The organism is Sphingomonas faeni, assembly GCF_040407565.1.
GTDB classification, from domain to species: domain Bacteria; phylum Pseudomonadota; class Alphaproteobacteria; order Sphingomonadales; family Sphingomonadaceae; genus Sphingomonas; species Sphingomonas faeni_F.
Window position 1 is genome coordinate 357,473 of sequence record NZ_JAPZPR010000004.1, and the last position, 21,558, is coordinate 379,030.

A 21,558-nucleotide genomic window follows, 5' to 3' on the forward strand; every position below is an offset into this window, starting at 1 on the left:
CCATCTGGGCGCTTAGACGGGTGCCGATGATCGCGCTCCATATCCTGTCCACAACACGATGATCACGCTCGGTTCGGGAAGCGTCGTGCTGGTGGGCGTTCTGCTGCTGGCGATGGTCGTCGCGGGGAGCCTGTTATTGTATCTCGGGCTGCGTGCACGGGCCGCCGCTGCGGAAACACTTGAGGCCAACGCGCATCTGCGAACGATCCTCGACGGTTCGCCGGCAATCGCGACGGTGATCCGTTCGGGCGGACGGATCGAGATGATCCAGCGGATGGCGGACTGGCTCGGGCTCGACGTGCCGCCGCGGTCGCTGGCCGAACTCGCAACCGGCGGGACCGGACTGTCTGCCGATGACGCGGCGCGATTGATCGCAGATATCACCGCGGCGCAGCGGTCTGGTCGTGGCTTCGTGCGCGCGGTCCGACTGCTCGGCTCGACCCGGGCGATCACGTTTCGCGGCGGGCGTGCGCCGGGCGAGATGGGGGCGACCGGCGCCGTGCTGCTGTGGGCGTTCGACGCGACCGATAGCGAGGCAGAGATCGCCCGGCTCGGCGCCGAGACGCTGCGGCTCGGGTCGGCCTATGACGCGCTGACCGGGCTGATCGAGGCGGCGCCGATGCCGATGTGGTATCGCGCGACCGACCTGCGACTGGCGATGGTCAACTCCGCTTATGTCGATGCGGTCGAGGGACGCGATGCCGCGGACGTCGTGGCCCGCGGGCTCGAACTCGTCGAGGGATCCGGGCGCGGCGGACCGCTTGCCGGCGCCGCGGTCGCGCGCGAGCAGGGGCGGCCGCACCAGCAGGTTCTGCCGGCGACGATCGACGGCGCGCGACGCTCGTTGCAGATCTACGACGTGCCGCTCCCCTCAGGTGGGGTGGCCGGGTTCGCGATCGATATCGAGGAACTGGAACAGGCGCGGTCGGGGGCGAAGCGGTTTGCCGAGGCGCAGCGCGCGATGCTCGACCGGTTGTCGGCGGGGGTGGCGCAGTTCGGCGGCGATCGTTCGCTCGTGTTCTGCAACCAGCCGTTCCGGCGGATGTTCGCGATGCGGAGCGAATGGCTTGCCGACCGGCCCGAGTTCGACCGGGTGCTGGAGCGGATGCGCGAGGCCAACCGACTACCCGAAGTCCGCGATTTCCCGAGCTGGAAGGCGGAGCGCCGCGACTGGTTCATGCAGACCGGGTCGGCGCAGGGCGGCTCGGCCGGCGCGGGGGCGATGGAGGAAAATTGGCACCTGCGCGGCGGCACGCATCTCCGCGTCGTCGCACAGCCGCTGCCCGATGGCGGTCTGCTGCTGATCTTCGAGGATCGCACCGAGCAGGTCCAACTCGCCAGCGCGCGCGACACGCTGCTGCGCGTGCGGACCGCGACGTTCGACAATCTGTTCGAGGCGTTGGGCGTGTTCGCGGCGGATGGCCGGTTGCAGCTCTGGAACAACCGCTTTCGCGTATTGTGGGGGCTAGAGGAGGAATTCCTCGCGGCGCATCCGCGGGTCGATGCCTTCGCCGACGCGGCCGGGGCCAAGCTTGCGACGCCGTCGCGCTCGGCGCTGATCCCCGATCTGGTGCGGTCGGCGACGGTCGGCCGGCAACAGCGCGGCGGGCGCGTGGCGTTCGCCGATGGGCGGCATTTCGAGTTCGCCGGCGTGCCGTTGCCCGACGGAAACGCGCTGTTCACGATGCTCGACATCACCGACAGCCGGCGTGCGGAGCAAGCGTTGCGCGATCGTGCAGACGCGCTCGAGGCGACCGACAAGGTGAAGACCGCGTTCGTCGCCAACATGAGCTACGAACTGCGCACGCCGCTGACCTCGATCAGCGGGTTCGCGGAGATGCTGCATGGTGGGTACGCCGGCGCGCTGACGCCGCAGGCCGAGGGCTATGTCGGGGCGATCCTTGAATCCGTGGAACGGCTGGGATTGCTGGTCGACGACGTGCTCGACCTGACGCGGGCGGAGAGCGATCGGGCGGAAACCGATCGCAGCGACGTGGACCTTGCAGCCACCGTGCGCGCCGCTGCGGAAACGCTCCTGCCGTCGGCCAAACGACGCAAGCTCGACTTCGCGATCGAGGTGGCGCGCTCGACCGGGCGGGTCAACGGCAATCCGAAGCGGCTGAAGGAGGTCGTCGAGCATCTGTTGCGCCATGCGGTCGCGGCGACGCCGGATGGCGGGCGTGTGCTGCTGCATACCGACGGCAATGCGACGTCGGCGCGAATCGTGGTATCCGACGACGGGGTTGGAATGGATGCCGAGGCGGTCTCGCATGCGTTCGACCGGTTCGCGGAGTCCAAGCCTATAGGCGACCGCGCTTTGGGGTTGGGGTTGCCATTGGCGAAGCAGTTCGTCGAGGCGCATGGCGGTACGATCGAACTCGTGTCGGAGCCGGGAGCGGGCACGTTGATCACCGTAGAATTGCCACGTCGATGACCGGTGACGCGCTACTCCCTCTCCCCTCCCGGGAGAGGGTCGGGGTGAGGGGCAGCCAAGCAACGCAGCGCCAGGAACAGCCCCTCACCCAACCCTCTCCCCGAGGGGGAGAGGGCTTATGCGCGTGATCCGCCTACCCGATCCTCAGGCCACCGAGGCATTTGGCGCGATGCTCGCTGAGCGCGTCCGACCCGGCGACGTCGTCACCCTCGAAGGCACGCTCGGCGCCGGCAAGACCAGCGTCGCCCGCGGTCTGCTCGCCGCACTCGGCCTCGCCGGCGAAGCGCCATCGCCCAGCTTCGCGATCGTCCAGCCCTACGAGCCACCCGAAGTCCGCTTCCCCGTACTGCACGTCGACCTCTACCGCATCGACGACCCCGCGGAGATCGAGGAACTCGCGCTCGACGACGCGCGCTACGATTCGCTCCTGCTCGTAGAATGGCCTGAGCGTGCAGGCCCGGATTACTGGCCCGACGCGCTTCGCCTGAGCCTGACGATCGAGCCAGACGGCACGCGCAGCTTGACAGTCGGAGTCCCGGAAGCTTGGAGGTCGCGATGGCCGACATGACCCCGCCGCCCGGCGCCGCCGCTTTTCTCGACGCCCATGGCTGGGGAGGCGCGCAGATCCTCCCGGTCGCGGGCGACGCGTCGTTCCGGCGCTATTTCCGCGCGATCGAGGGTGGACGCAAGGCGATCCTGATGGACGCGCCACCACCGCACGAGGATCCCCGCCCGTTCATCGCGATCGCCGAGTGGCTGGTCGAACGCGACTTTGCAGCACCGGCTATCCTGGCGTGCGATCTCGACGAGGGACTCGTGTTGATCGAGGATTTCGGCGACGATCGGTTGCGGGAGGCGGTCGATGCAGCGCCGGACGAAGAGCTTTCGCTCTACGCACCGGCAATCGACTTGCTGGTTCGGCTGCGTGCAGAGCCCGCTGGACCTGTTCCGCCGTATGACCGCGCAGTGTTGCGGCGCGAGGCTCGATTGTTTGTCGAATGGTATTGCCCGACGGTCGGGGTCGAGCCCGATCTAGCAGGCTGGGACGCGGCATGGGAGGCCGTGTTCGATCATGCCATCGCCGAGACCCCGGTTACGGTGCTGCGCGATTACCATGCCGAGAATCTGATGCTGGTAGGTCCGGAGCGATCGCTCGGCCTGCTCGATTTTCAGGACGCGCTCGCGGGGCATCCGGCCTATGATCTGGTGTCGCTGTTGCAAGATGCGCGGCGGACGGTCGATCCGGCGGTCGAGGCAGCGATGCTGGAGCGTTATCGCGCGGCGGCGGACGCTGGAGAAGACTTCATGAACGCGTATCACGTGCTCGGCGCGCAGCGGAATGCGAAGATCCTCGGCATCTTCACACGGCTGTGGAAGCGCGACGGCAAGCCGCATTATGCGACGATGTGCCCCCGGGTGTGGACGTATCTGGAGCGCGATCTGGCACAGCCGGTGATGGCGCCGGTCGCGGCATGGTTCACGGCGAACGTGCCGCCCGCACTGCGCGGCGATCCGCTGGCCTTGAGCGCGTGAGCCGCCAGCAGACGATCCGTCCGATCCCTCGCGGTACCGTGCCCGAAACGGCAATGGTGATGGCGGCCGGGCTCGGTAAGCGAATGCGGCCACTCACCGCGACGCGACCCAAGCCCCTAGTGCAGGTCGCGGGCAAGCCGTTGATCGACCACGTGTTCGAGCGGTTGCAGGCCGCCGGGATCAAGCGCGCGGTCGTCAACGTGCATTACCTCGCGGACACGCTGGAGGCGCACGTCACCGACCGGTTCGCGGGGATCGACGTGGTGATCTCCGACGAGCGGAAAATGCTGATGGAGACGGGTGGCGGGCTCGTCCAGGCGCGGCATCTGCTCGGCGACGCGCCGGTGCTGGTCGTCAACAGCGACAACCTGTGGATCGACGGCCCGGTCGACGCGATCAAGCTGCTCGCGTCCCGCTGGGACGACGCGAAGATGGACGCGCTGCTGCTGATGGTGCCGCTCGCGCGTGCGAACAATCACGGCGGCATGGGCGATTTCTATCTCGGCAGCGACGGGCGGATCGTCGGCCGCCGCAAGCCCGGCCGGGTCGCACCGTTCGCCTATACTGGCATCCAGATGCTCCACCCGCGGTTGATCGCGGACTGGCCGGAGGGACCGTTCTCGACCAACATCTTCTGGGACCGCGCGATTGCCGCGGGCCGCGCTTATGGTCAGGTCCACCAGGGACTATGGTTCGACGTCGGTACGCCCGCCGCGATCCCGAAGACCGAGGCGATGCTCGCGGATGGCTGACGTCGCCACGGCGGCTCGCCCGACGCTCTACACGATCCCCGCGCACCGCGCGTTCGCGGATGCGCTGGTGGCCGGCCTGACACGGCGAGCCGCACGCGATCCGCTGGCGCTCGCCCGCGCGCTGGTCGTATTGCCGAACAACCGCGCGGTGAAGGCGGTTACCGAGGCGTTCGTACGCGCGAGCGGCGGCGGGCTCGTCCTCCCGCGGCTGGTCGCACTGGGCGATCCGGAGATGGGCGAGGCGGTCGGCGCTGCGCTCGATCCGGCGGACGACATCGATCCACCGCTGCCCGCGGTACCGCCCTATCAGCGGCGCATGATCCTCGCGCGACTCGTGTCCGAAGAGCGCGCGCGCGAAGGCCATCCGGTCGATGCCGCCGAAGCGGTGCGCCTCGCAGGTGAACTCGCACGGACGCTCGATCAGTTGCTGGTCGAGGAAGTACCGCCGACCGAGTTGCGCGATATCGAGCTTGGACCCGAACTCACCGAGCATTGGCGGCGCGCGCTGGCGACGTTCGAGATCGTGCTGCAACGCTGGCCGGGCGAACTCGCGCGGCTGGAGCGGATCGATGCGGCGACAAGGCGCTCGGCGTTGCTCGACCGGCTTGCCCAGCGCTGGCGGAATGCGCCGCCCGCCGGGATCGTCTGCGCGGCGGGCGTGACCGATTCCGCACCAGCGGTCGCGCGTCTGCTCCGCTGTATCGCCGACATGCCGCAGGGTATGGTAGTGTTCGCCGGCCTCGACCTCGCGCTGCCTGACGAGGAATGGGACGCGCTCGGCCCGCACGATCCGAACCCGGTCACCGGCCTCACGCGTCGCTCGATCGAGACGCATCCGCAGTTCGATGCGAAGCTGATGCTCCTGCGCATGGGCATCGCCCGAGGCGAGGTGCAGACGTGGCGCGAGGGCGGCGGGCACGATGCCGACCCCGCGCGCGGCCGAGCGATCGCCAACGCACTGGCGCCCGCGGATTTCACGGGGAAATGGACGCAGATCGCGGCGGAGGATCGCCGTTTGAAGGGCGTGACCGCCGCCGAACTCGCGACCCCAGCGGAGGAGGCGCAGGCGATCGCGCTCGTTCTGCGCGAGGCGCTGGAGGTGCCCGAGCGGACCGCCGCCCTCGTCACGCCGGATCGCGCGCTGGCGCGACGCGTGGCGGCGCATCTCGGGCGCTGGGGCATCGGTATCGACGATAGCGCGGGGCGGCCCTTGTCGATCCTGCCGCCGGGGACGTTGCTGCTCGCGCTGGCCGAGGCGGCGGCACAGCGCTTCTCGCCGCTCGCGCTGCTGGCGTTGCTGAAGCATCCGCTAGTGCGCGCGGGCGAGGATCGCCTGCTGTGGCTAGATGGCGCGCGTGCGCTCGACCGACGATTGCGCGGGCCAAGGCCGGCGGCGGGGCTCGACGGGATCGCCGGGCATCTGGAAGAGCGCAAGGGCACGGCAGCGACATGGTGGGCCGACGTCCAGCCGCTGCTGACGCCGCTGGCGAACGCGTTCGACCAGGGACCGCAGCCCTTGGCGTCGGTGCTCGCCTGCCTGCGCGAGACGGCGCAGACCTTGTGCGGCGACAATCTCTGGTCCGGCCTCGCAGGGCGTGCCGCAGCGGAGTTCCTCGCCGATTTCGAAGCCGAAGCCCCAGCCGGACCGCCGCGTATCGATCCGCGCGAACTGCCGCAGTTGCTGCGGACGTTGCTAGACGAGGTCGCGGTGCGGCCGGCGCCGGGCGGGCACCCACGGCTCGCGATCTACGGCCTGATCGAGGCACGCTTGCAAACGGCCGACGTCATGGTGCTTGGCGGCCTGAACGAAGGCGTTTGGCCGGGGCGGCCTGCGCCCGATCCCTGGCTGGCACCGCGCATCCGGATGGAGCTCGGCCTACCGGGTCTGGAGCGGCGTGTCGGCACGGCGGCGCATGATTTTGCACAGGCATTAGGCGCACCTCGCGCGGTCGTCACGCGAGCGCGGCGGGACGCGAAGTCACCTGCTTTAGCCTCGCGCCTCTGGCTCCGATTACAGGCGCTCGCGGGGGACCGGTTCGAACGCGCGTCGGCACTGGAAGGCTGGACGCGCGCGCTCGACGATCCGGGCGAACATCTGCCGGCCGACCGCCCCGCGCCTTCGCCGCCAGCGCTGCTGCGCCCGAAGGCAATCTCCGTCACCGAGGTGGATCGCCTCAAGGCCGACCCTTACGCCTTCTATGCGCGCCGCGTGCTGGGGCTGATGCCGCTCGACCCCGTCGATGCGGACCCGAGCGCAGCGTGGCGCGGGACGGCGGTGCACGACATCCTGGAGCAATGGTGGAAGCAGGACAACTGCACCGTCGACACGCTCCGGCAGCGCGCCAAGGCGATGCTCGACGACGAGCGGACGCACCCGATGATGCGCGCGCTCTGGCAACCGCGGTTGCTAGAGGCAATCGACTGGATCGCCGGCGCCATAGTCGCACAAGGCGAAGACGGCCGCACCGTTGCCAGCGCCGAGGGCAAGGGCAAGATCGAGATCGCCGGCGTTACCTTGTCGGGCCGCTACGACCGCATCGACAAGCTGCCCGACGGACGCCTCGCGGTGATCGACTACAAGACCGGCAAGCCGCCATCGCCGACCGCCGTCCGTGCCGGCTACAGCCTCCAGCTCGGCCTGCTCGGCCTGATCGCCGAGCGCGGCGGGTTCCCAGACGTCTCCGGCACCGCAGGCGCGTTCGAATATTGGTCGCTCGGCAAGAAGCGCGACGCGTTCGGCTATATCGAGAGCCCGGTCGATCCCGAGGGCAAGCGCGACAAGATCCCGACCGACGAGTTCACGGCAATCGCCGCGCACAACTTCGCCGAAGTCGTCGGCGAATGGCTGACCGGCAGCGCCGCGTTCACCGCCAAACTCGTCCCCGAATACGCCCCCTATGCCGAGTACGACCAGCTGATGCGACGCGACGAATGGTATGGCCGTGAGCAGTGATGCGCTCGCCACGCTGCCCCGGCTGAGAGGCGCGCAGGCCGATGCGAGCAACCCGGCCTCGCACGTCTGGCTGTCCGCGTCGGCCGGCACCGGCAAGACGCAAGTGCTCGCGGCACGCGTGTTCCGCCTCCTGTTGCGCGGTGTCGATCCCGGCGCGATCCTCTGCCTGACCTTCACCAAGGCGGGCGCGGCGGAGATGGCGCAGCGGATCAACGGGCGCCTCGCCGCATGGGTGCGCATGCCCGCCCCGGCGCTCGCGGCGGACCTGATCGCGCTCGGCGAAAGCCCGGTCCAGGCGTTGCAGGATCGCGCCCGCACCCTGTTCGCCAAGGTGCTCGACGCGCCGGGCGGGGGCCTGCGCATCCAGACCATCCATGGCTTCTGCCAAGGATTGTTGGCAGCGTTCCCGGTAGAGGCCGGGCTGACGCCGGGGTTCCGACCCTTGGAGGCGCGCGAAGAGGCGGGACTCGCGCGGGAAGCTCTGGCGACGATGCTGTCGGATGCCGAGCGCGAAGGCCGCGAACGCCCGGTCGAGATCGTCGGCCGGCTGTCGCTCCGGATGGGCGAGGGCGGGGCGGAGGCGTTCCTGCTCGCCTGCGCCCGTGCGTTGCCCGCGCTGGAGGCTCTGCCCGTTGGCATCAGGCCGTGGCTGAGACGTGAACTTGAGCTGCCGTCAGGAGATATCGACGAAGCTGTTGCTGAATGGTGCGAGGCCCTTGATCTGGATGCGATCAGGCGAGTTGGCGAGCTAAACCGCGCATGGGGAACGAAAAACGGCATCGCTCGGGCAGAGGTAATCCGCAGTTGGTCGGAGCAGTCTGTAGAAGATCGCGTCACGACTTTGAACGAACTGCATACTGTGTGGGCCAAGGCGGATGGAGAGCAGCGCTCGTTTGGAAAGGGACAAGCTCCGCAAGAGCCGGAGTACGCGGAAATTGCATCCGAACTTCATACTAACTGCTCAGCGCTATTCTCACTGGAAGTTAGGGCAAAGTACGCGGATCTGCTCGCCGACGGGCTGGAAGTCGGGCGTGATTACGCGCGGGGATATGCCTCGGCCAAGCGGCGCGCAGGGGCGGTCGATTTCGACGACCTGATCGCCACGACGGTGGCGCTACTCGACCAACCGGGGATCGGTGAGTGGGTGCGCTACAAGCTCGACCAGGCGTCCGAGCATCTGCTGATCGACGAGGCGCAGGATACAAATCTCAGCCAGTGGAGAATCGTAAGCGCGCTGGTCTCCGAATTTTTTGTCGGGCGCGGCGTCCACGCACCATCCGTGCGAACGCTTTTTACGGTGGGAGATTGGAAGCAGGCGATCTTTGGATTCCAAGGTACCGACCCAATCAATTTCGCATATTTCGAGCGGCATTTCGGAGAGTTGGCTGAGGCGGCGCTCGGTAGCGAAGATATGCCGCTGGAGGACCGTGGGCTGCCGATGGCGCGACTGGCGCTCACCCATTCGTTCCGATCGACCAAAACCGTTCTAGAATTTGTTGATGCCGCGATCGAAGCGGCTGGTGAGCCGGGACTTGGAATGATCGGCGAGGTCGAGCGCCACGCCAGTGAGGTCGCCGGGCCCGGCACCGTGACCCTGTGGCCACCGGTGTCGGCGGGCGGCACCGAGGACGACGAAGAGGGCTGGGTCGATGACGCAGTCCGCAAACTCGCCAGCGATATCGCGCGCGCGGTGAAAGGCTGGCTCGCCCCCGACACCGGGCTCATGCTGGAGAGCAAGGGGCGGCGGCTGCGGCCCGAGGACGTCATGATCCTGGTCAAGCGACGCGGCGATCTCGCCTCGCTGATCGTCGCGCGGCTCTATGCCGAGAGCGTGCCGGTGGCGGGCGTCGATCGCCTGCGGCTGAACGCGCCGCTGGCTGTGCAGGACCTGCTCGCTACGATCCGCTTCGTGTTGCAGCCCGAGGACGACCTGTCCGTCGCGGCGCTGCTCGTGTCGCCGCTGATCGGCTGGACGCAGGACGAACTGATGGCCGCCGCCCCGCGCGAGGCCGGGCCGCTCTGGCGTCACCTGCAACGCACGCAACCCGCGACGCGGCTCGCGCCTCTGCTGGCGATGCTGGCGCGCGCCGACATCGCCACGCCGTACCAGTTCCTGGAGGAACTGCTATCGGGCCCTCTCGATGGCCGCCGCAAACTGATCCGCCGGCTAGGGACCGAGGCGCGCGATCCGATCGAGGAATTGCTCAACGCCGCGCTGACGTTCGAGAGCACGACGACGCCGTCGTTGCAGCGTTTCCTCGACTGGTTCGATCGCGGCGATGTCGAGATCGTCCGCGATCCGTCGGCGCCGCTCGATGCGGTCCGGGTGATGACCGCACACGGCGCTAAGGGGTTGCAGGCGCCGCTGGTGATCCTCGCGGATGCGACGGCGGACCCGTCGGCGGCACCGCGCTCGATCCTGAAATGGGCGCCCGAACCTGGGGCTGTGCCGATCCCGGTATTCCGGCCGCGGTCGAGCGAGCGCGGCGGGCCGCTCGATGCGGTCGTGTCGGCCGCCGAGCAACGCGAACTGGAGGAGCATTGGCGGCTGTTCTACGTCGCCGCCACGCGCGCCGAAGAGCGGCTGGTGATCGCCGGTGCGCTCGGGCCGCGCGCGAAGGGCGTGCCGCCGGAGAACAGCTGGTACGCCGCGTCCGATCGCGCACTGACGGCGCTCGAAGTGCCGATGGGCGAGGGCGCGCGGCTATTCGTCGGGGTCGAGCCCCAGCCTGCGGTGATCGCCAAGGCTTCGGCTTCGGTCGAGAGTGCGGCCAATGCACAGCTACCTGCCTGGGCACATCAACCCGCACCGCAGGAAGCGCGTCCGCCTCGTCCGCTGTCACCGTCTGCGCTGGGTGACGACGCGGTGTCCGATCCACCGCCGACGCCTGCGATGCGCGTCGCGGCGGAGCGGGGGCGGCTGATCCATGCGCTGTTCGAGCGGCTGCCGGCGGTTACCGCCACCGACCGCGCGACGGCAGCCGATCGCTGGCTGGCAAAAGCAGGCGGCGTCGACGATCCCGCAGCACGGTCCGAAATCGTGCAGAGCGTGGTCGCCGTGCTCGACGATCCGCGCTTTGCCGAGCTTTTCAGCACTGATACGTTGGCCGAAGCGCCGATCGCTGCGACCCTCGCGAACGGCATGGTCGTGTCGGGCACGGTCGATCGCCTGCTGATCGAGGCAGACCGCATCTGCGTGGTCGACTTCAAGACCGGCCGCCGCGCACCGCGCGGCATCGACGATGTGCCTGAATACCATTTAAAGCAGATGGCGGCCTATGCCGAGGCCTTGAGCGTGATCTTTCCGGGGCGGTCGGTCGAGGCAGCCTTGCTGTACACGGCGGGACCGCGGTTGATCGTGCTGAACGACGAGACGCTGGCCGCGAACAAGCCGCACTATCGGCCCACGGAGCAAAGCTAGCGCCCCGGTGGTTGAGCGCACACGCGAGCGACCTTAGATACGACTCAACCAAGGAGAATTCACGATGGCGACCAAGCAGATCACCGATGCCAGCTTCGATGCGGACGTACTGAACGCCGACGGCCCCGTGCTCGTCGATTTCTGGGCGGAATGGTGCGGCCCGTGCAAGATGATCGGGCCGTCGCTCGAGGAAATCTCGGAAGAACTCGGCGAGAAGGTGACGATCGCCAAGCTCAACATCGACGAGAACCCCGACGCGCCGGGTAAGTACGGCGTCCGCGGTATCCCGACGATGATCCTGTTCAAGGGCGGCGCACCGGCGGCAACCAAGGTCGGCGCGGAGCCGAAGGGTCGGCTGAAGGCTTGGCTTGAGGGCGAACTGGCGTAAAATAGACCTTAGCCTACCCGCACCTACAGCCCCCTCCGTCATCCCAGCGAAAGCTGGGATCTCCTGGTTCGAGGCACCCCTCGCTCCAACCGGGATACCCCAGCTTTCGCTGGGGTGACGGCATCAGGGGTATCAGCTCCGATAGTCGGCGTTGATCGAGATATAGCCATGCGTGAGGTCGCAGGTCCACACCGTGGCCCGGCCTTCGCCCAGCGCCAGATCGACGCCGATTTCGATCTCGTGGCCCTTGAGGTGCGCAGCGACTGGCGCCTCGTCGTAGCCGCTCAGCGCCAAGCCACCCTCGGCAACCTGCGTATTACCGAACCGGATCGACAGCGTGTCGCGATCGGCCGGTTCGCCAGCTTTGCCGACCGCCATCACGACGCGCCCCCAGTTTGCGTCCTCGCCGGCGATGGCGGTCTTCACCAGCGGCGAGTTGGCGATGCTCATCGCGATGCGGTGTGCGCTGCGGTCGCTGTCCGCGCCAGTCACCTGGATCTCGATCAGCTTTTGCGCACCCTCGCCGTCGCGAACGACGAGCATCGCGAGTTGGTGGCACAAGTCGGCCAGAGCGGCGCGGAAGGCGTCCGCCCCCACGCTGTCATCGTCCGCCAGCGGGACATTGCCAGCCTTGCCCGTCGCGAACGCCAGCACCGTGTCGCTGGTTGAGGTATCGCTGTCGACGGTGATGCACGAGAAGCTCGGCGCGTTGGCCTTCGACAGCGCGGCCTGCAGGAACTCCGGCTCGACTGCGGCGTCGGTGAAGATGAAGCCGAGCATCGTCGCCATATCCGGCGCGATCATTCCCGAACCCTTGATGATCCCCACCAGCGTGACCGTGCGATCGCCAATCACCGCCGTCGTCACCGCGCCCTTGGTAAAGGTGTCGGTCGTCATGATCGTCGCGGCGGCGTCTTCCCAGCCGCACGGCGCGGTCGCAAACGCGGCATCGAGCCCGGCCTCGGCCTTGTCGATCGGCAACGGCACGCCGATCACGCCGGTCGAGGACACGAACACGTCCGAAGGCTGGCACCCGAGATGCGCCGCCGTCCGCGCCGCGATCGCCTCGACCGCAGCCCGCCCCCGCGAACCGGTGAAGGCGTTGGAATTGCCCGCGTTCACCACCAGCGCCCGCGCTTGCCCGAGCGTCAGCGCCGCACGGCACCATTCCACCTCGGGCGAGGGGCATTTGCTCGTCGTGAGTACACCCGCAACCACCGTCCCCGGATCGAGCGTCACGAACGTCAGGTCGCACCGATCCCACGCCTTGTACTGCGCGCGCGCTACGTACAGCGCGACTCCGTCGATCGAAGGGGCGTCGGGGAAGGGCAAGGCGAGGGGCGAGGTCTGCATGACGCCTTCATAGTCTCTGCCGGGCGGGCGACAAGACGACGCGCGCGAAGATCGCCCGGGCGGACACTCCTCCGCCGCGTCCGCCGGGTGCTCTGTTGAGACGAACGGTAGATTTATCGCACGGGCTCGCATACAGCCGGTTCCGCATGAACCTGCTGCTACTCCTCTCCGCACTCTTGTCCGCGCTGACCGGCGCGGTGCCGGGCGGGCGTGGTCAGTCGGCACAGGCCGTAGCACAGGGCAGCGTCTGCTCGCAGTCGATAGCAGCAACGCCGGCCAAGGTCTTGATAAGACCCGTATCTGGGCTTCCCGTTCTTCCTCAGGTCGCGGTCGCTACCACGCTGCGCACGATTGCCGTCGTCTCGGTGCCGCTATGGGCAGAGCGCCGCCGCGAATAGCGTCTTGGTGTGACCTTATCGTAACCTTTGGATCCGAGCGATCCTCTTCCGCGTGCGCCTACCGTGTGCCGCCGCGTCTCAAATTCAGGAAATCAGCCCATGTTCGGTGGCCTCGCCAAATCCTTGTTCGGTTCGTCCAACGACCGGTACGTCAAGTCGCTCAACCCGATCCTCGCGAAGATCGCCTCGTTCGAGCCGTCGCTCCAGGCGATGTCGGACGAGGAGCTCTCCGCGCAGACCGTCAAGTTCCGCGCGCGGCTCGCCGAGGGCGAGAAGCTCGACGACCTGCTCCCCGAGGCGTTCGCGACGGTCCGCGAGGCTGCGCACCGCGTGCTCGGCCAGCGCCATTACGACGTGCAGATGGTCGGCGGTATCGTCCTCCATCGCGGCGAGATCGCCGAGATGCGGACCGGCGAGGGCAAGACGCTCGTTGCGACGCTCGCGACCTATCTCAACGCGCTCCCCGGCGACGGCGTCCACGTCGTCACCGTCAACGATTACCTCGCGGCCCGCGACGCGGAGTGGATGGGGCAGGTCTACACCTTCCTCGGCATGACGATCGGCGTCATCATCCCGAACCTGTCGGACGAGGAACGCCGCGCCGCGTACGCCGCCGACATCACCTACGGCACCAACAACGAGTTCGGATTCGACTATCTCCGCGACAACATGAAGTACGAGCGCAGCGCGATGACGCAGCGCGCGTTCAACTTCGCGGTGGTCGACGAGGTCGATTCGGTGCTGATCGACGAGGCCCGCACGCCGCTGATCATCTCGGGCCCGACCGACGACAAGTCCGAGTTGTACATGCAGGTCGATGCGGTCGTGAAGCAGCTCGACCCGATCGATTACGACAAGGACGAGAAGCAGAAGACGATCATCCTCACCGAGGACGGCACCGAGAAGGTCGAGCGGATGCTCGAGGCCGCCGGGCTGCTCGAGGGGCAGAACCTGTACGACTTCGAGAACACGCAGGTCGTCCATCACCTCAACCAGGCGTTGCGTGCGATCGTGATGTTCAAGTCGGACATCGACTACATCGTCAAGGACGGCAAGGTCATCATCATCGACGAGTTCACCGGTCGCATGATGGACGGCCGGCGCTGGTCGGACGGCCTGCATCAGGCGGTCGAGGCGAAGGAGGGTGTCCAGATCGAGCCCGAGAACCAGACGATGGCCTCGATCACGTTCCAGAATTATTTCCGCATGTACCCCAAGATCGGCGGCATGACCGGCACTGCGGCGACCGAAGCGGCCGAGTTCTACGACATCTACAAGATCAACGTCGTCAGCATCCCGACCAACGTCGAGGTCAAGCGCGTCGACGAGGAAGACGAGTTCTACAAGGATACCAAGGACAAGTTCGCGGCGATCGCCAAGAAGATCAAGCATCACGCGGACCTCGGCCAGCCGGTGCTGGTCGGCACGGTGTCGATCGAGAAGTCCGAGATGCTGAGCGAGTTCCTGGTCGGCGAGAACGTGGATCACAAGGTGCTCAACGCACGCTTCCACGAGATGGAGGCGCACATCGTCGCGCAGGCCGGGCGCAAGTCCGCGGTGACGATCGCGACCAACATGGCGGGTCGCGGTACCGACATCAAACTCGGCGGAAACCTCGAATTCCGCATGCTCGACGAGCATCCGGAACTGGTCGAGGGCACGCCCGAATATGACGAGGCGGCGGCGCGGATCACGATCGAGATCGAGGCGGAGAAGCAGGCGGTGCTCGCCGCGGGCGGTCTGTTCGTGCTCGGCACCGAGCGGCACGAGAGCCGGCGTATCGACAACCAGCTGCGCGGGCGTTCGGGGCGTCAGGGCGATCCGGGTCTGTCGCGCTTCTATCTTAGCCTCGACGATGATCTGCTGCGTATCTTCGGGCCGGACACGCTGTTCGCCAAGATGATGCGCAACAACATCGAGGACGGCGAGGCGATCGGCAGCAAGTGGTTGAGCAAGGCGATCGAGACCGCGCAGAAGAAGGTCGAGGCGCGCAACTACGACATCCGCAAGCAGGTCGTCGAATATGATGACGTGATGAACGAGCAGCGCAAGGTCATCTACGAGCAGCGCGCGGACATCATGGATGCCGATACGGTCGGCGACGTGGTGACCGACATGCGCGCGGAGACGGTCAACGTGATCGTCGGCGATGCGTGCCCGCCCAACTCGTATCCCGAGCAGTGGGACGTCGCGGGGATGAAGACGCGGCTCGCCGAGGTGATGAACCTCGAGCCGCAGATCGATGCGTGGCTGCTCGAGGAGTCGGTCGACCCCGAGGTTCTGGAAGAGCGGATCCGCGCGATGGCGGACGAGGCGATCGCGCAGAAGTCGGCCGATCTGGATGCGGAGACGTGGACGTCGGTCGAGAAGTCGATCCTGTTGCAGAATCTAGACCATCACTGGAAGGAGCATCTCGCGACGCTCGACGCGCTGCGCCAGGTCGTCCATCTGCGTGCGTACGCGCAGAAGACGCCGATCAACGAATATAAGCAGGAGGCGTTCTCGCTGTTCCAGCGGATGCTCGAGACGATCCGCGAGGACGTGACCAAGACGATCGCGCATGCGCAGTTCCAGATGCAGGCGCCGGTCGGGCTGCCTGAGCTGCCGGACTTCATCACGACGCATTTCGATCCGTTCACGGGCGAGGACAATTCGAACGACTTCGATGCGGGCACGCGCGGTCACATCACGTCGACGATGCCGCCGTTGCAGATCCCGCAGCCGCAGGAGGCCGATATCGGCGAGGATCCGGCGAACTGGGAGGGCGTGGTCAGCCGCAATGCGCCTTGCCCTTGTGGGTCGGGGCGTAAGTATAAGCAGTGCCACGGGGCAGTTTGAGGGGCTGAGACCTGACGCTACAACCTCCCAACCGTTCACCACCCCGGCGGAGGCCGGGGCCCAGTTGGGGGACGTTGCTAACTGCGGGTACGCTTCGTTACTCCGACCTTTCCAACTGGGCCCCGGCCTCCGCCGGGGTGGTTGAGACTATACGGCCTTCTGTTCTCCCGCGAAGGCGGGAGCCCAGACTACCGGCGATGGCCTATGGGACTCCTGGACCCCCGCCTTCGCGGGGGAACGGTTACTCTCGGGAACGGGACACGGAGCAACCCTCCAGACCGATCGTTAGGACCCCATGCGCCAAGCCACCACGATCCTCACCATCGACACCACCCGCCAGGGCCTCGTCGACGTCACCGACCAGATCGCCCGCTGGACCCGCGACCAACGCCTCACCGAAGGCGTCCTCACGATCTTCTGCCGGCACACCTCCGCCTCGCTCCTGATCCAGGAAAACGCGGCCCCGGAAGTACGGACCGACCTTGAAGCCTATTTCGCTCGCATCGCCCCGGAGTCGCGTGAGTACGAGCACGACGACGAAGGCCCCGACGACATGCCGGCACACCTCCGCACCGCGCTCACCCAGGTCCAACTCTCGATCCCGCTGATCGACGGCCGACTCGCGCTCGGCACATGGCAGGGCATCTACCTGTTCGAACACCGCCGTCGCCCACATCGCCGCACGCTGGCGCTGCATGTCATCGGCGACTGAACCGGATCATGAAAAATGAGTCAGTATGGTGGCGCATTGGAGCGATCCCGTTCATCAACCGTTCCACCATTGACGGCTAATAAGCGGCGTTTCGCCGCATTCGCCGCGAACGGAGACGACACCATGTTCAAGACACCGGGTCGCAAGGTCGCTTTCGCAGCGCTCGCAACGGGCGCGCTGCTGCTGGCCGGATGCGCGACCGAGACCGCTTATCGCCCCGCGACGGGGCAGGGGTTCAACCGCACCGGCTATAGCGACCGTCAGGTCGAGCCCGGCCGCTTCCTCGTCAGCTTCGCCGGCAACAGCGTCACGTCGCGCGATACGGTCGAGCGCTACCTGTTCTTCCGCGCGGCCGAACTGACGTTGCAGAACGGCTATGATTACTACCTGATGGCCGACCGCGACACCAATCTTCAGTCGCGCACCTACTCAACGCCGGGGATCGGTGGCGGGTTCGGCTATGGCGGCTTCGGCGGCTATTGGGGTCCGTCTTGGCGCTATTACGGGCGCGGCTTCGGCTGGCGTGACTGGAGCCCCTATGGCGGCTTCGGTGGTGGTTTCGGCGGCGGCTATGGCGGTTTTGGTGGTGGCCCATGGGGCAACGACTTCGATATCCGCACGATCGACCGGTATGAGGCGACGGCTGAGATCGTGATGCGCAAGGGGCCGATCCCGCGCGACAATATTCGCGCGTTCGATGCGCGGAAGGTTGTGGACAGCATCGGACCGAGCGTCGTGCTGCCGAAGTAAGCGTTACCTTCGAGAGGCCAAAAAGGCCGGGCTACCCCAGTGGTAGTCCGGCCTTTTTCATGGCGCTGCTCCCTCTCCCCTTCGGGGAGAGGGCTTTTAAGAAGCCGCTTTCGCCAAGCCCTTCGACAATTGAAGCGCCCCATGCAGGCGAGCCTTCGGATCGCCCCACGCCCGCTGCAGCACCAGCTTGCTGTCCGGCCGCAACCGCGCGACGCCGTTCAGCCGCTCGACATACGCCAGCAGCTTGTCGATGTTCGGCGGCTTGTCGTCGTGGAACGAGACGAGCACGCCCTTCGGCCCGACGTCGATCTTCGAGACGCACGCGCGTTTCGCGTTCAGCTTGATCTCGATGACCTTGATCAGATTCTCGGTCGCATCCGGCAGCGGGCCGAACCGGTCGATCATCTCGGCGGCGAACGCCTCGATCTCCTGGCCCTCGTCGAGATCGTTGAGACGACGATACAGCCCCATCCGCAGATCGAGATCGGGCACGTAATCCTCGGGAATGAGGATCGGCGCATCGACCGTGATCTGTGGGCTGAAATCGCGCGGCCGCGACGAGGTCATGCCGCCGGCTTTGGCGTCCATGATCGCCTCCTCCAGCATCGCCTGGTAGAGTTCGAAACCGACCTCCTTGATATGCCCGGTCTGCTCGTCGCCGAGCATGTTGCCCGCCCCGCGAATATCCAGATCGTGGCTGGCAAGCTGGAAGCCAGCCCCCAGCGAATCGAGATCGGACAACACCTTCAGCCGCTTCTCGGCCGTCACCGTCATCTGTCGCTCAGGCGGGGTCACCAGATACGCGTACGCGCGCGTCTTCGACCGTCCGACACGCCCGCGCAACTGGTACAATTGCGCGAGGCCGAAGCGGTCGGCGCGGTGCACGATCATCGTGTTGGCGGACGCGATGTCGATCCCGCTCTCGATGATCGTGGTCGAGACGAGCACCTCGAACTTCTTGTCGTAGAACGCCGACATGCGCTCCTCGACTTCGGTCGGCGACATCTGGCCGTGCGCGACGACGAAGCGGATCTCGGGCACCTGTTCGCGCAGGAAATCCTCGATCTCGGGCAGGTCTGCCACGCGTGGGGTGACGACGAAACTTTGCCCCCCGCGGTAATGCTCGCGAAGCAACGCCTCGCGTAGCACGACCGGGTCGAACGGCATGATGTACGTTCGCACCGCGAGGCGATCGACCGGCGGGGTCTGGATCACCGACAGCTCGCGGATCCCCGACATCGCCATCTGCAGCGTGCGCGGGATCGGCGTGGCGGTCAGCGTCAGCATGTGGACGTCCGCCCGCAGCGCCTTCAGCCGCTCCTTGTGCGTGACGCCGAACCGCTGTTCCTCGTCGACCACCACCAGCCCGAGCCGCTTGAAGTCGATGTTCTTCGCCAGCAGCGCGTGGGTGCCGATGACGACGTCGATCGTGCCGTTCGCGAGACCCTCCTTGGTCGCCTTCGCCTCGCTCGCCGTGACGAGCCGCGACAGGCGGCCCATGTTCATCGGGAAGCCTTCGAAGCGGGCGACGAAGTTGTTGTAATGCTGGCGTGCGAGCAGCGTCGTCGGGCAGACGATCGCGACCTGCTTGCCGCCCATCGCCGCGACGAAGGCGGCGCGCAACGCGACCTCGGTCTTGCCGAAGCCGACATCGCCGACCACCAAGCGGTCCATCGGCTTGCCCGCGGCGAGATCGCCGAGCACGTCCTCGATCGCGCGGTCCTGATCCTCGGTCTCCTCGTACGGGAAGCGATCGACGAAGCTGGGGTAGCCGCTCGCATCGGGTTCGAGCACGTCGCCCGGATGCAGCGCGCGTTCGGCGGCGGTCGCGATGAGTTCGCCGGCGATCTCGCGGATCCGCTCCTTCATCTTCGACTTGCGACGCTGCCAGCCTTCGCCGCCGAGACGGTCGAGCGTCGCGCCTTCCTCCGACGAGCCGTAGCGCGAGAGGACGTCGATATTCTCGACCGGCACGTACAGCTTGTCGCCGCCGGCATAGCTCAGCGCGACGCAATCATGCGGGCTTTGGCCCACGGGAATCGAGGTCAGGCCCTCGTACCGCCCGATGCCGTGCTCGGTGTGGACGACGAGGTCGCCCGGCGTCAGCGTGGCCAGTTCGGCGAGGAACGCATCGGCGGATTTCTTGCGTTTCTTGCGGTGGACGAGGCGATCGCCGAGCATGTCCTGCTCGGTTAGTACCGCGATTCCCGGTGCGGTGAAGCCGTGATCTAGTGGCAGGACGATCAGCGCGACGCCGAAGCTGCGTGCGGTGTCGGCGATGCCGAGCGCGTCCTGCCAGGTCTCGGCGTGCTTGCCGCCTTTCATGCCGTGGTCGGCGAGCAGGCTCCCCAGGCGTTCGCGTGCGCCGATCGAATAGCTGGCGAGGATCGGCTTGCGGCCTTGTTTCCTGAGCTTCTCGACGTGATCGGCGACGGCTTCGTATATATTCGTCTGCGCCGCGCGCTCGGGTCCGAAATCGCGTGGGCCGTCGACGTCGAAGTCGAGCACGGTGTCGCTCGACGGCTCGTGGAACGGCGAGGTGATATGCGCGGCGAACGCCTCGACCCCGCCGGACCATTCCTGCGCGTCGAGATAGAGCGCCTTGGCGGGCATCGGGCGATAGCTGCCGGGCTGGGCGGCCTCGGCGCGCTTGCGGTTCTCGTAATAGTCGGCGATCGATTCGAGCCGGCTCTCCACCGCCGCGGCGACGCCGTTGTCGCGGACTACCACGTCGTCGGCGCCGAGATGGTCGAACAACGTCGCCATCTTCTCCTCGAACAGCGGCAGCCAATGCTCCATGCCCGCGATGCGGCGGCCTTCGGAGATCGCCTGATACATCGGATCGCCGGTCGCGGTCGCGCCGAACGCATCACGGTAGCGGGTGCGGAAGCGCTTGATCGAGTCCTCGTCGAGCAGCGCTTCGGAGGCGGGGAGCAGGACGAAGCCGTCGATCCGGCCGGTGGTACGCTGGTCCGCCGCGTCGAACGTGCGGACGCTCTCGATCTCGTCGCCAAAGAAATCGAGGCGCAGCGCGTGGTCTTCGCCCGAGGGATAGAGATCGACGATCCCGCCGCGCACGGCGTACTCGCCCTGGTCGTGCACGGTGTCGGTGCGGACATAACCGTTCGCCTGGAGCAGCATGGCGAGCTTGTCGCGGCCGATCCGTTCGCCGGGCGCGAGCCGCGCGACGAGCTGGCGGATGCGGAACGGGGTGAGGACGCGCTGCGTCGCGGCGTTGGCGGTGGTCAGCAGAAGCTGCGGACCCTTGGGCTTGCCTTGCAGACGTTGCAGTGCGGCGACACGCTCGGCCATGATGCGGAGCGTCGGCGAGGCGCGGTCGTAGGGGAGGCAGTCCCAGGCCGGGAAGCTCAGCACTTCGAGATCGGGCGCGAAATACGCCGCGGTCGAGGCAACCGCGCGCATCGCCGCATCGTCCGGCGCGATGAACACCGCGCGCGTCTTCGCGGCACGCGCGAGGTCGGCGAGCAGCGACGGCTGGAAGCCGGACGGCACGCCGGAGAGGATCAGCGGTGAGGTCGCGGAGAGGATCGTCTTGAGGTCTGGCATTCGAACTCCCCCCTCCCTGGAAGGGAGGGGCTGGGGGTGGGTTGGTATGAGGCGCGTGTCACGACCGCCAAGCGGCCGACCCACCCCCGACCCCTCCCTTCCAGGGAGGGGCGCAGAAAGCCTACTTCACGACCGTGACGTAATTGATGTCGCGCATCGCCTGCATCATCGGGCCGTCCCACTCAGGCGGGCACACGATCGAGCCGATCGCCCAGCCCATGATGTCGACGTCCTGTTCCTCCAGCAGCGCCTCGAACCAGTCGAGCTCTTCCAGCGTCCACGTTCTTCCATAGGTCGCGAAGAAGCCGCCGATCATCATGTCGGCTTCGCGCGTGCCGCGGTGCGAGCTGCGAAAGCCCAGGCGCTTGAGGCGGGTCTCGTGGTCCATCGTATCTCCAAACACGAAGAGCCGGCGACCGCTGGCGGCGGGCGTCGGCTAGGCTATAGAGGCCAGATAGT

The 21,558-nt window shown here is 67.1% G+C and carries 14 protein-coding genes; 11 read left to right on the top strand and 3 right to left on the bottom strand.

The genetic code is table 11. The features are described 5' to 3' along the window. Positions 1 to 58 precede the first annotated feature (58 nt). From O6Y00_RS10610 to trxA, 7 genes are all read left to right on the top strand, one after another. A complete protein-coding gene (locus tag O6Y00_RS10610; RefSeq protein WP_353442555.1) occupies positions 59 to 2,434 on the top strand; it encodes a PAS domain-containing sensor histidine kinase in 2,376 nt (791 codons plus the stop codon). Between the two features lie 118 nt (positions 2,435 to 2,552). After that, on the top strand, positions 2,553 to 3,002 hold the full coding sequence (tsaE, locus tag O6Y00_RS10615; protein WP_353442556.1) for a tRNA (adenosine(37)-N6)-threonylcarbamoyltransferase complex ATPase subunit type 1 TsaE: 450 nt from the start codon (positions 2,553 to 2,555) through the stop codon (positions 3,000 to 3,002). Further along, positions 2,999 to 3,967, top strand: coding sequence for an aminoglycoside phosphotransferase family protein (locus tag O6Y00_RS10620; RefSeq protein WP_353442689.1), 969 nt, complete (start codon positions 2,999 to 3,001; stop codon positions 3,965 to 3,967). The genes tsaE and O6Y00_RS10620 overlap by 4 nt, the downstream gene beginning before the upstream one ends. 53 nt (positions 3,968 to 4,020) lie before the next feature. Next, positions 4,021 to 4,719 carry a nucleotidyltransferase family protein gene (locus O6Y00_RS10625; protein ID WP_435368617.1) on the top strand — a complete coding sequence of 233 codons (699 nt, stop codon included), beginning with the start codon at positions 4,021 to 4,023 and terminating at the stop codon, positions 4,717 to 4,719. Next, complete coding sequence (gene addB, locus O6Y00_RS10630; RefSeq protein WP_353442558.1) at positions 4,712 to 7,672, top strand: double-strand break repair protein AddB; 2,961 nt, start codon at positions 4,712 to 4,714, stop codon at positions 7,670 to 7,672. Before O6Y00_RS10625 ends, addB begins: the two co-directional genes overlap by 8 nt. Beyond that, complete coding sequence (addA, locus tag O6Y00_RS10635) at positions 7,656 to 11,093, top strand: double-strand break repair helicase AddA (RefSeq protein ID WP_353442559.1); 3,438 nt, start codon at positions 7,656 to 7,658, stop codon at positions 11,091 to 11,093. The genes addB and addA overlap by 17 nt, the downstream gene beginning before the upstream one ends. Positions 11,094 to 11,157: 64 nt before the next feature. Continuing rightward, the gene (gene trxA / locus O6Y00_RS10640; protein ID WP_055877560.1) at positions 11,158 to 11,481 is read left to right on the top strand and encodes a thioredoxin TrxA; all 324 of its coding nucleotides are present in this window, start codon (positions 11,158 to 11,160) and stop codon (positions 11,479 to 11,481) included. A 132-nt stretch (positions 11,482 to 11,613) separates the two neighbouring features. Here the strand turns inward: trxA and argJ are convergent, their stop codons facing one another. Continuing rightward, the gene (argJ, locus tag O6Y00_RS10645) at positions 11,614 to 12,834 is read right to left on the bottom strand and encodes a bifunctional glutamate N-acetyltransferase/amino-acid acetyltransferase ArgJ (protein WP_353442561.1); all 1,221 of its coding nucleotides are present in this window, start codon (positions 12,832 to 12,834) and stop codon (positions 11,614 to 11,616) included. A gap of 146 nt (positions 12,835 to 12,980) precedes the next feature. Between argJ and O6Y00_RS10650 the strand changes: the two genes are divergently transcribed. The 4 genes from O6Y00_RS10650 (at position 12,981) to O6Y00_RS10665 (ending at position 17,532) form a co-directional block, all read left to right on the top strand. Continuing rightward, complete coding sequence (locus O6Y00_RS10650) at positions 12,981 to 13,232, top strand: hypothetical protein (RefSeq protein WP_353442562.1); 252 nt, start codon at positions 12,981 to 12,983, stop codon at positions 13,230 to 13,232. 99 nt (positions 13,233 to 13,331) lie between these two features. Beyond that, positions 13,332 to 16,070: a preprotein translocase subunit SecA gene (gene secA / locus O6Y00_RS10655; RefSeq protein ID WP_353442563.1), complete on the top strand. Its 2,739-nt coding sequence runs from the start codon at positions 13,332 to 13,334 to the stop codon at positions 16,068 to 16,070. 295 nt (positions 16,071 to 16,365) lie between these two features. Next, positions 16,366 to 16,782, top strand: a complete 417-nt coding sequence (locus O6Y00_RS10660) for a secondary thiamine-phosphate synthase enzyme YjbQ (RefSeq protein WP_353442564.1) — start codon at positions 16,366 to 16,368, stop codon at positions 16,780 to 16,782. A gap of 123 nt (positions 16,783 to 16,905) precedes the next feature. Then, entirely contained in the window at positions 16,906 to 17,532 is a 627-nt protein-coding gene (locus O6Y00_RS10665) for a CC0125/CC1285 family lipoprotein (protein WP_353442565.1), read from the top strand. A gap of 96 nt (positions 17,533 to 17,628) precedes the next feature. Here the strand turns inward: O6Y00_RS10665 and mfd are convergent, their stop codons facing one another. Together mfd and O6Y00_RS10675 are read right to left on the bottom strand one after the other, a co-directional pair. Then, entirely contained in the window at positions 17,629 to 21,099 is a 3,471-nt protein-coding gene (gene mfd / locus O6Y00_RS10670) for a transcription-repair coupling factor (protein ID WP_353442566.1), read from the bottom strand. A gap of 121 nt (positions 21,100 to 21,220) precedes the next feature. Further along, positions 21,221 to 21,487: a succinate dehydrogenase assembly factor 2 gene (locus tag O6Y00_RS10675; protein ID WP_353442567.1), complete on the bottom strand. Its 267-nt coding sequence runs from the start codon at positions 21,485 to 21,487 to the stop codon at positions 21,221 to 21,223. Positions 21,488 to 21,558: the final 71 nt, after the last annotated feature.

Coding starts and splice junctions, on each gene's coding strand:
- O6Y00_RS10610 (WP_353442555.1), top strand. CDS start 59: ATGATCACGCTCGGTTCGGGAAGCGTCGTGCTGGTGGGCGTTCTGCTG.
- tsaE (WP_353442556.1), top strand. CDS start 2,553: ATGCGCGTGATCCGCCTACCCGATCCTCAGGCCACCGAGGCATTTGGC.
- O6Y00_RS10620 (WP_353442689.1), top strand. CDS start 2,999: ATGACCCCGCCGCCCGGCGCCGCCGCTTTTCTCGACGCCCATGGCTGG.
- O6Y00_RS10625 (WP_435368617.1), top strand. CDS start 4,021: ATGGTGATGGCGGCCGGGCTCGGTAAGCGAATGCGGCCACTCACCGCG.
- addB (WP_353442558.1), top strand. CDS start 4,712: ATGGCTGACGTCGCCACGGCGGCTCGCCCGACGCTCTACACGATCCCC.
- addA (WP_353442559.1), top strand. CDS start 7,656: ATGGCCGTGAGCAGTGATGCGCTCGCCACGCTGCCCCGGCTGAGAGGC.
- trxA (WP_055877560.1), top strand. CDS start 11,158: ATGGCGACCAAGCAGATCACCGATGCCAGCTTCGATGCGGACGTACTG.
- argJ (WP_353442561.1), bottom strand. CDS start 12,834: ATGCAGACCTCGCCCCTCGCCTTGCCCTTCCCCGACGCCCCTTCGATC.
- O6Y00_RS10650 (WP_353442562.1), top strand. CDS start 12,981: ATGAACCTGCTGCTACTCCTCTCCGCACTCTTGTCCGCGCTGACCGGC.
- secA (WP_353442563.1), top strand. CDS start 13,332: ATGTTCGGTGGCCTCGCCAAATCCTTGTTCGGTTCGTCCAACGACCGG.
- O6Y00_RS10660 (WP_353442564.1), top strand. CDS start 16,366: ATGCGCCAAGCCACCACGATCCTCACCATCGACACCACCCGCCAGGGC.
- O6Y00_RS10665 (WP_353442565.1), top strand. CDS start 16,906: ATGTTCAAGACACCGGGTCGCAAGGTCGCTTTCGCAGCGCTCGCAACG.
- mfd (WP_353442566.1), bottom strand. CDS start 21,099: ATGCCAGACCTCAAGACGATCCTCTCCGCGACCTCACCGCTGATCCTC.
- O6Y00_RS10675 (WP_353442567.1), bottom strand. CDS start 21,487: ATGGACCACGAGACCCGCCTCAAGCGCCTGGGCTTTCGCAGCTCGCAC.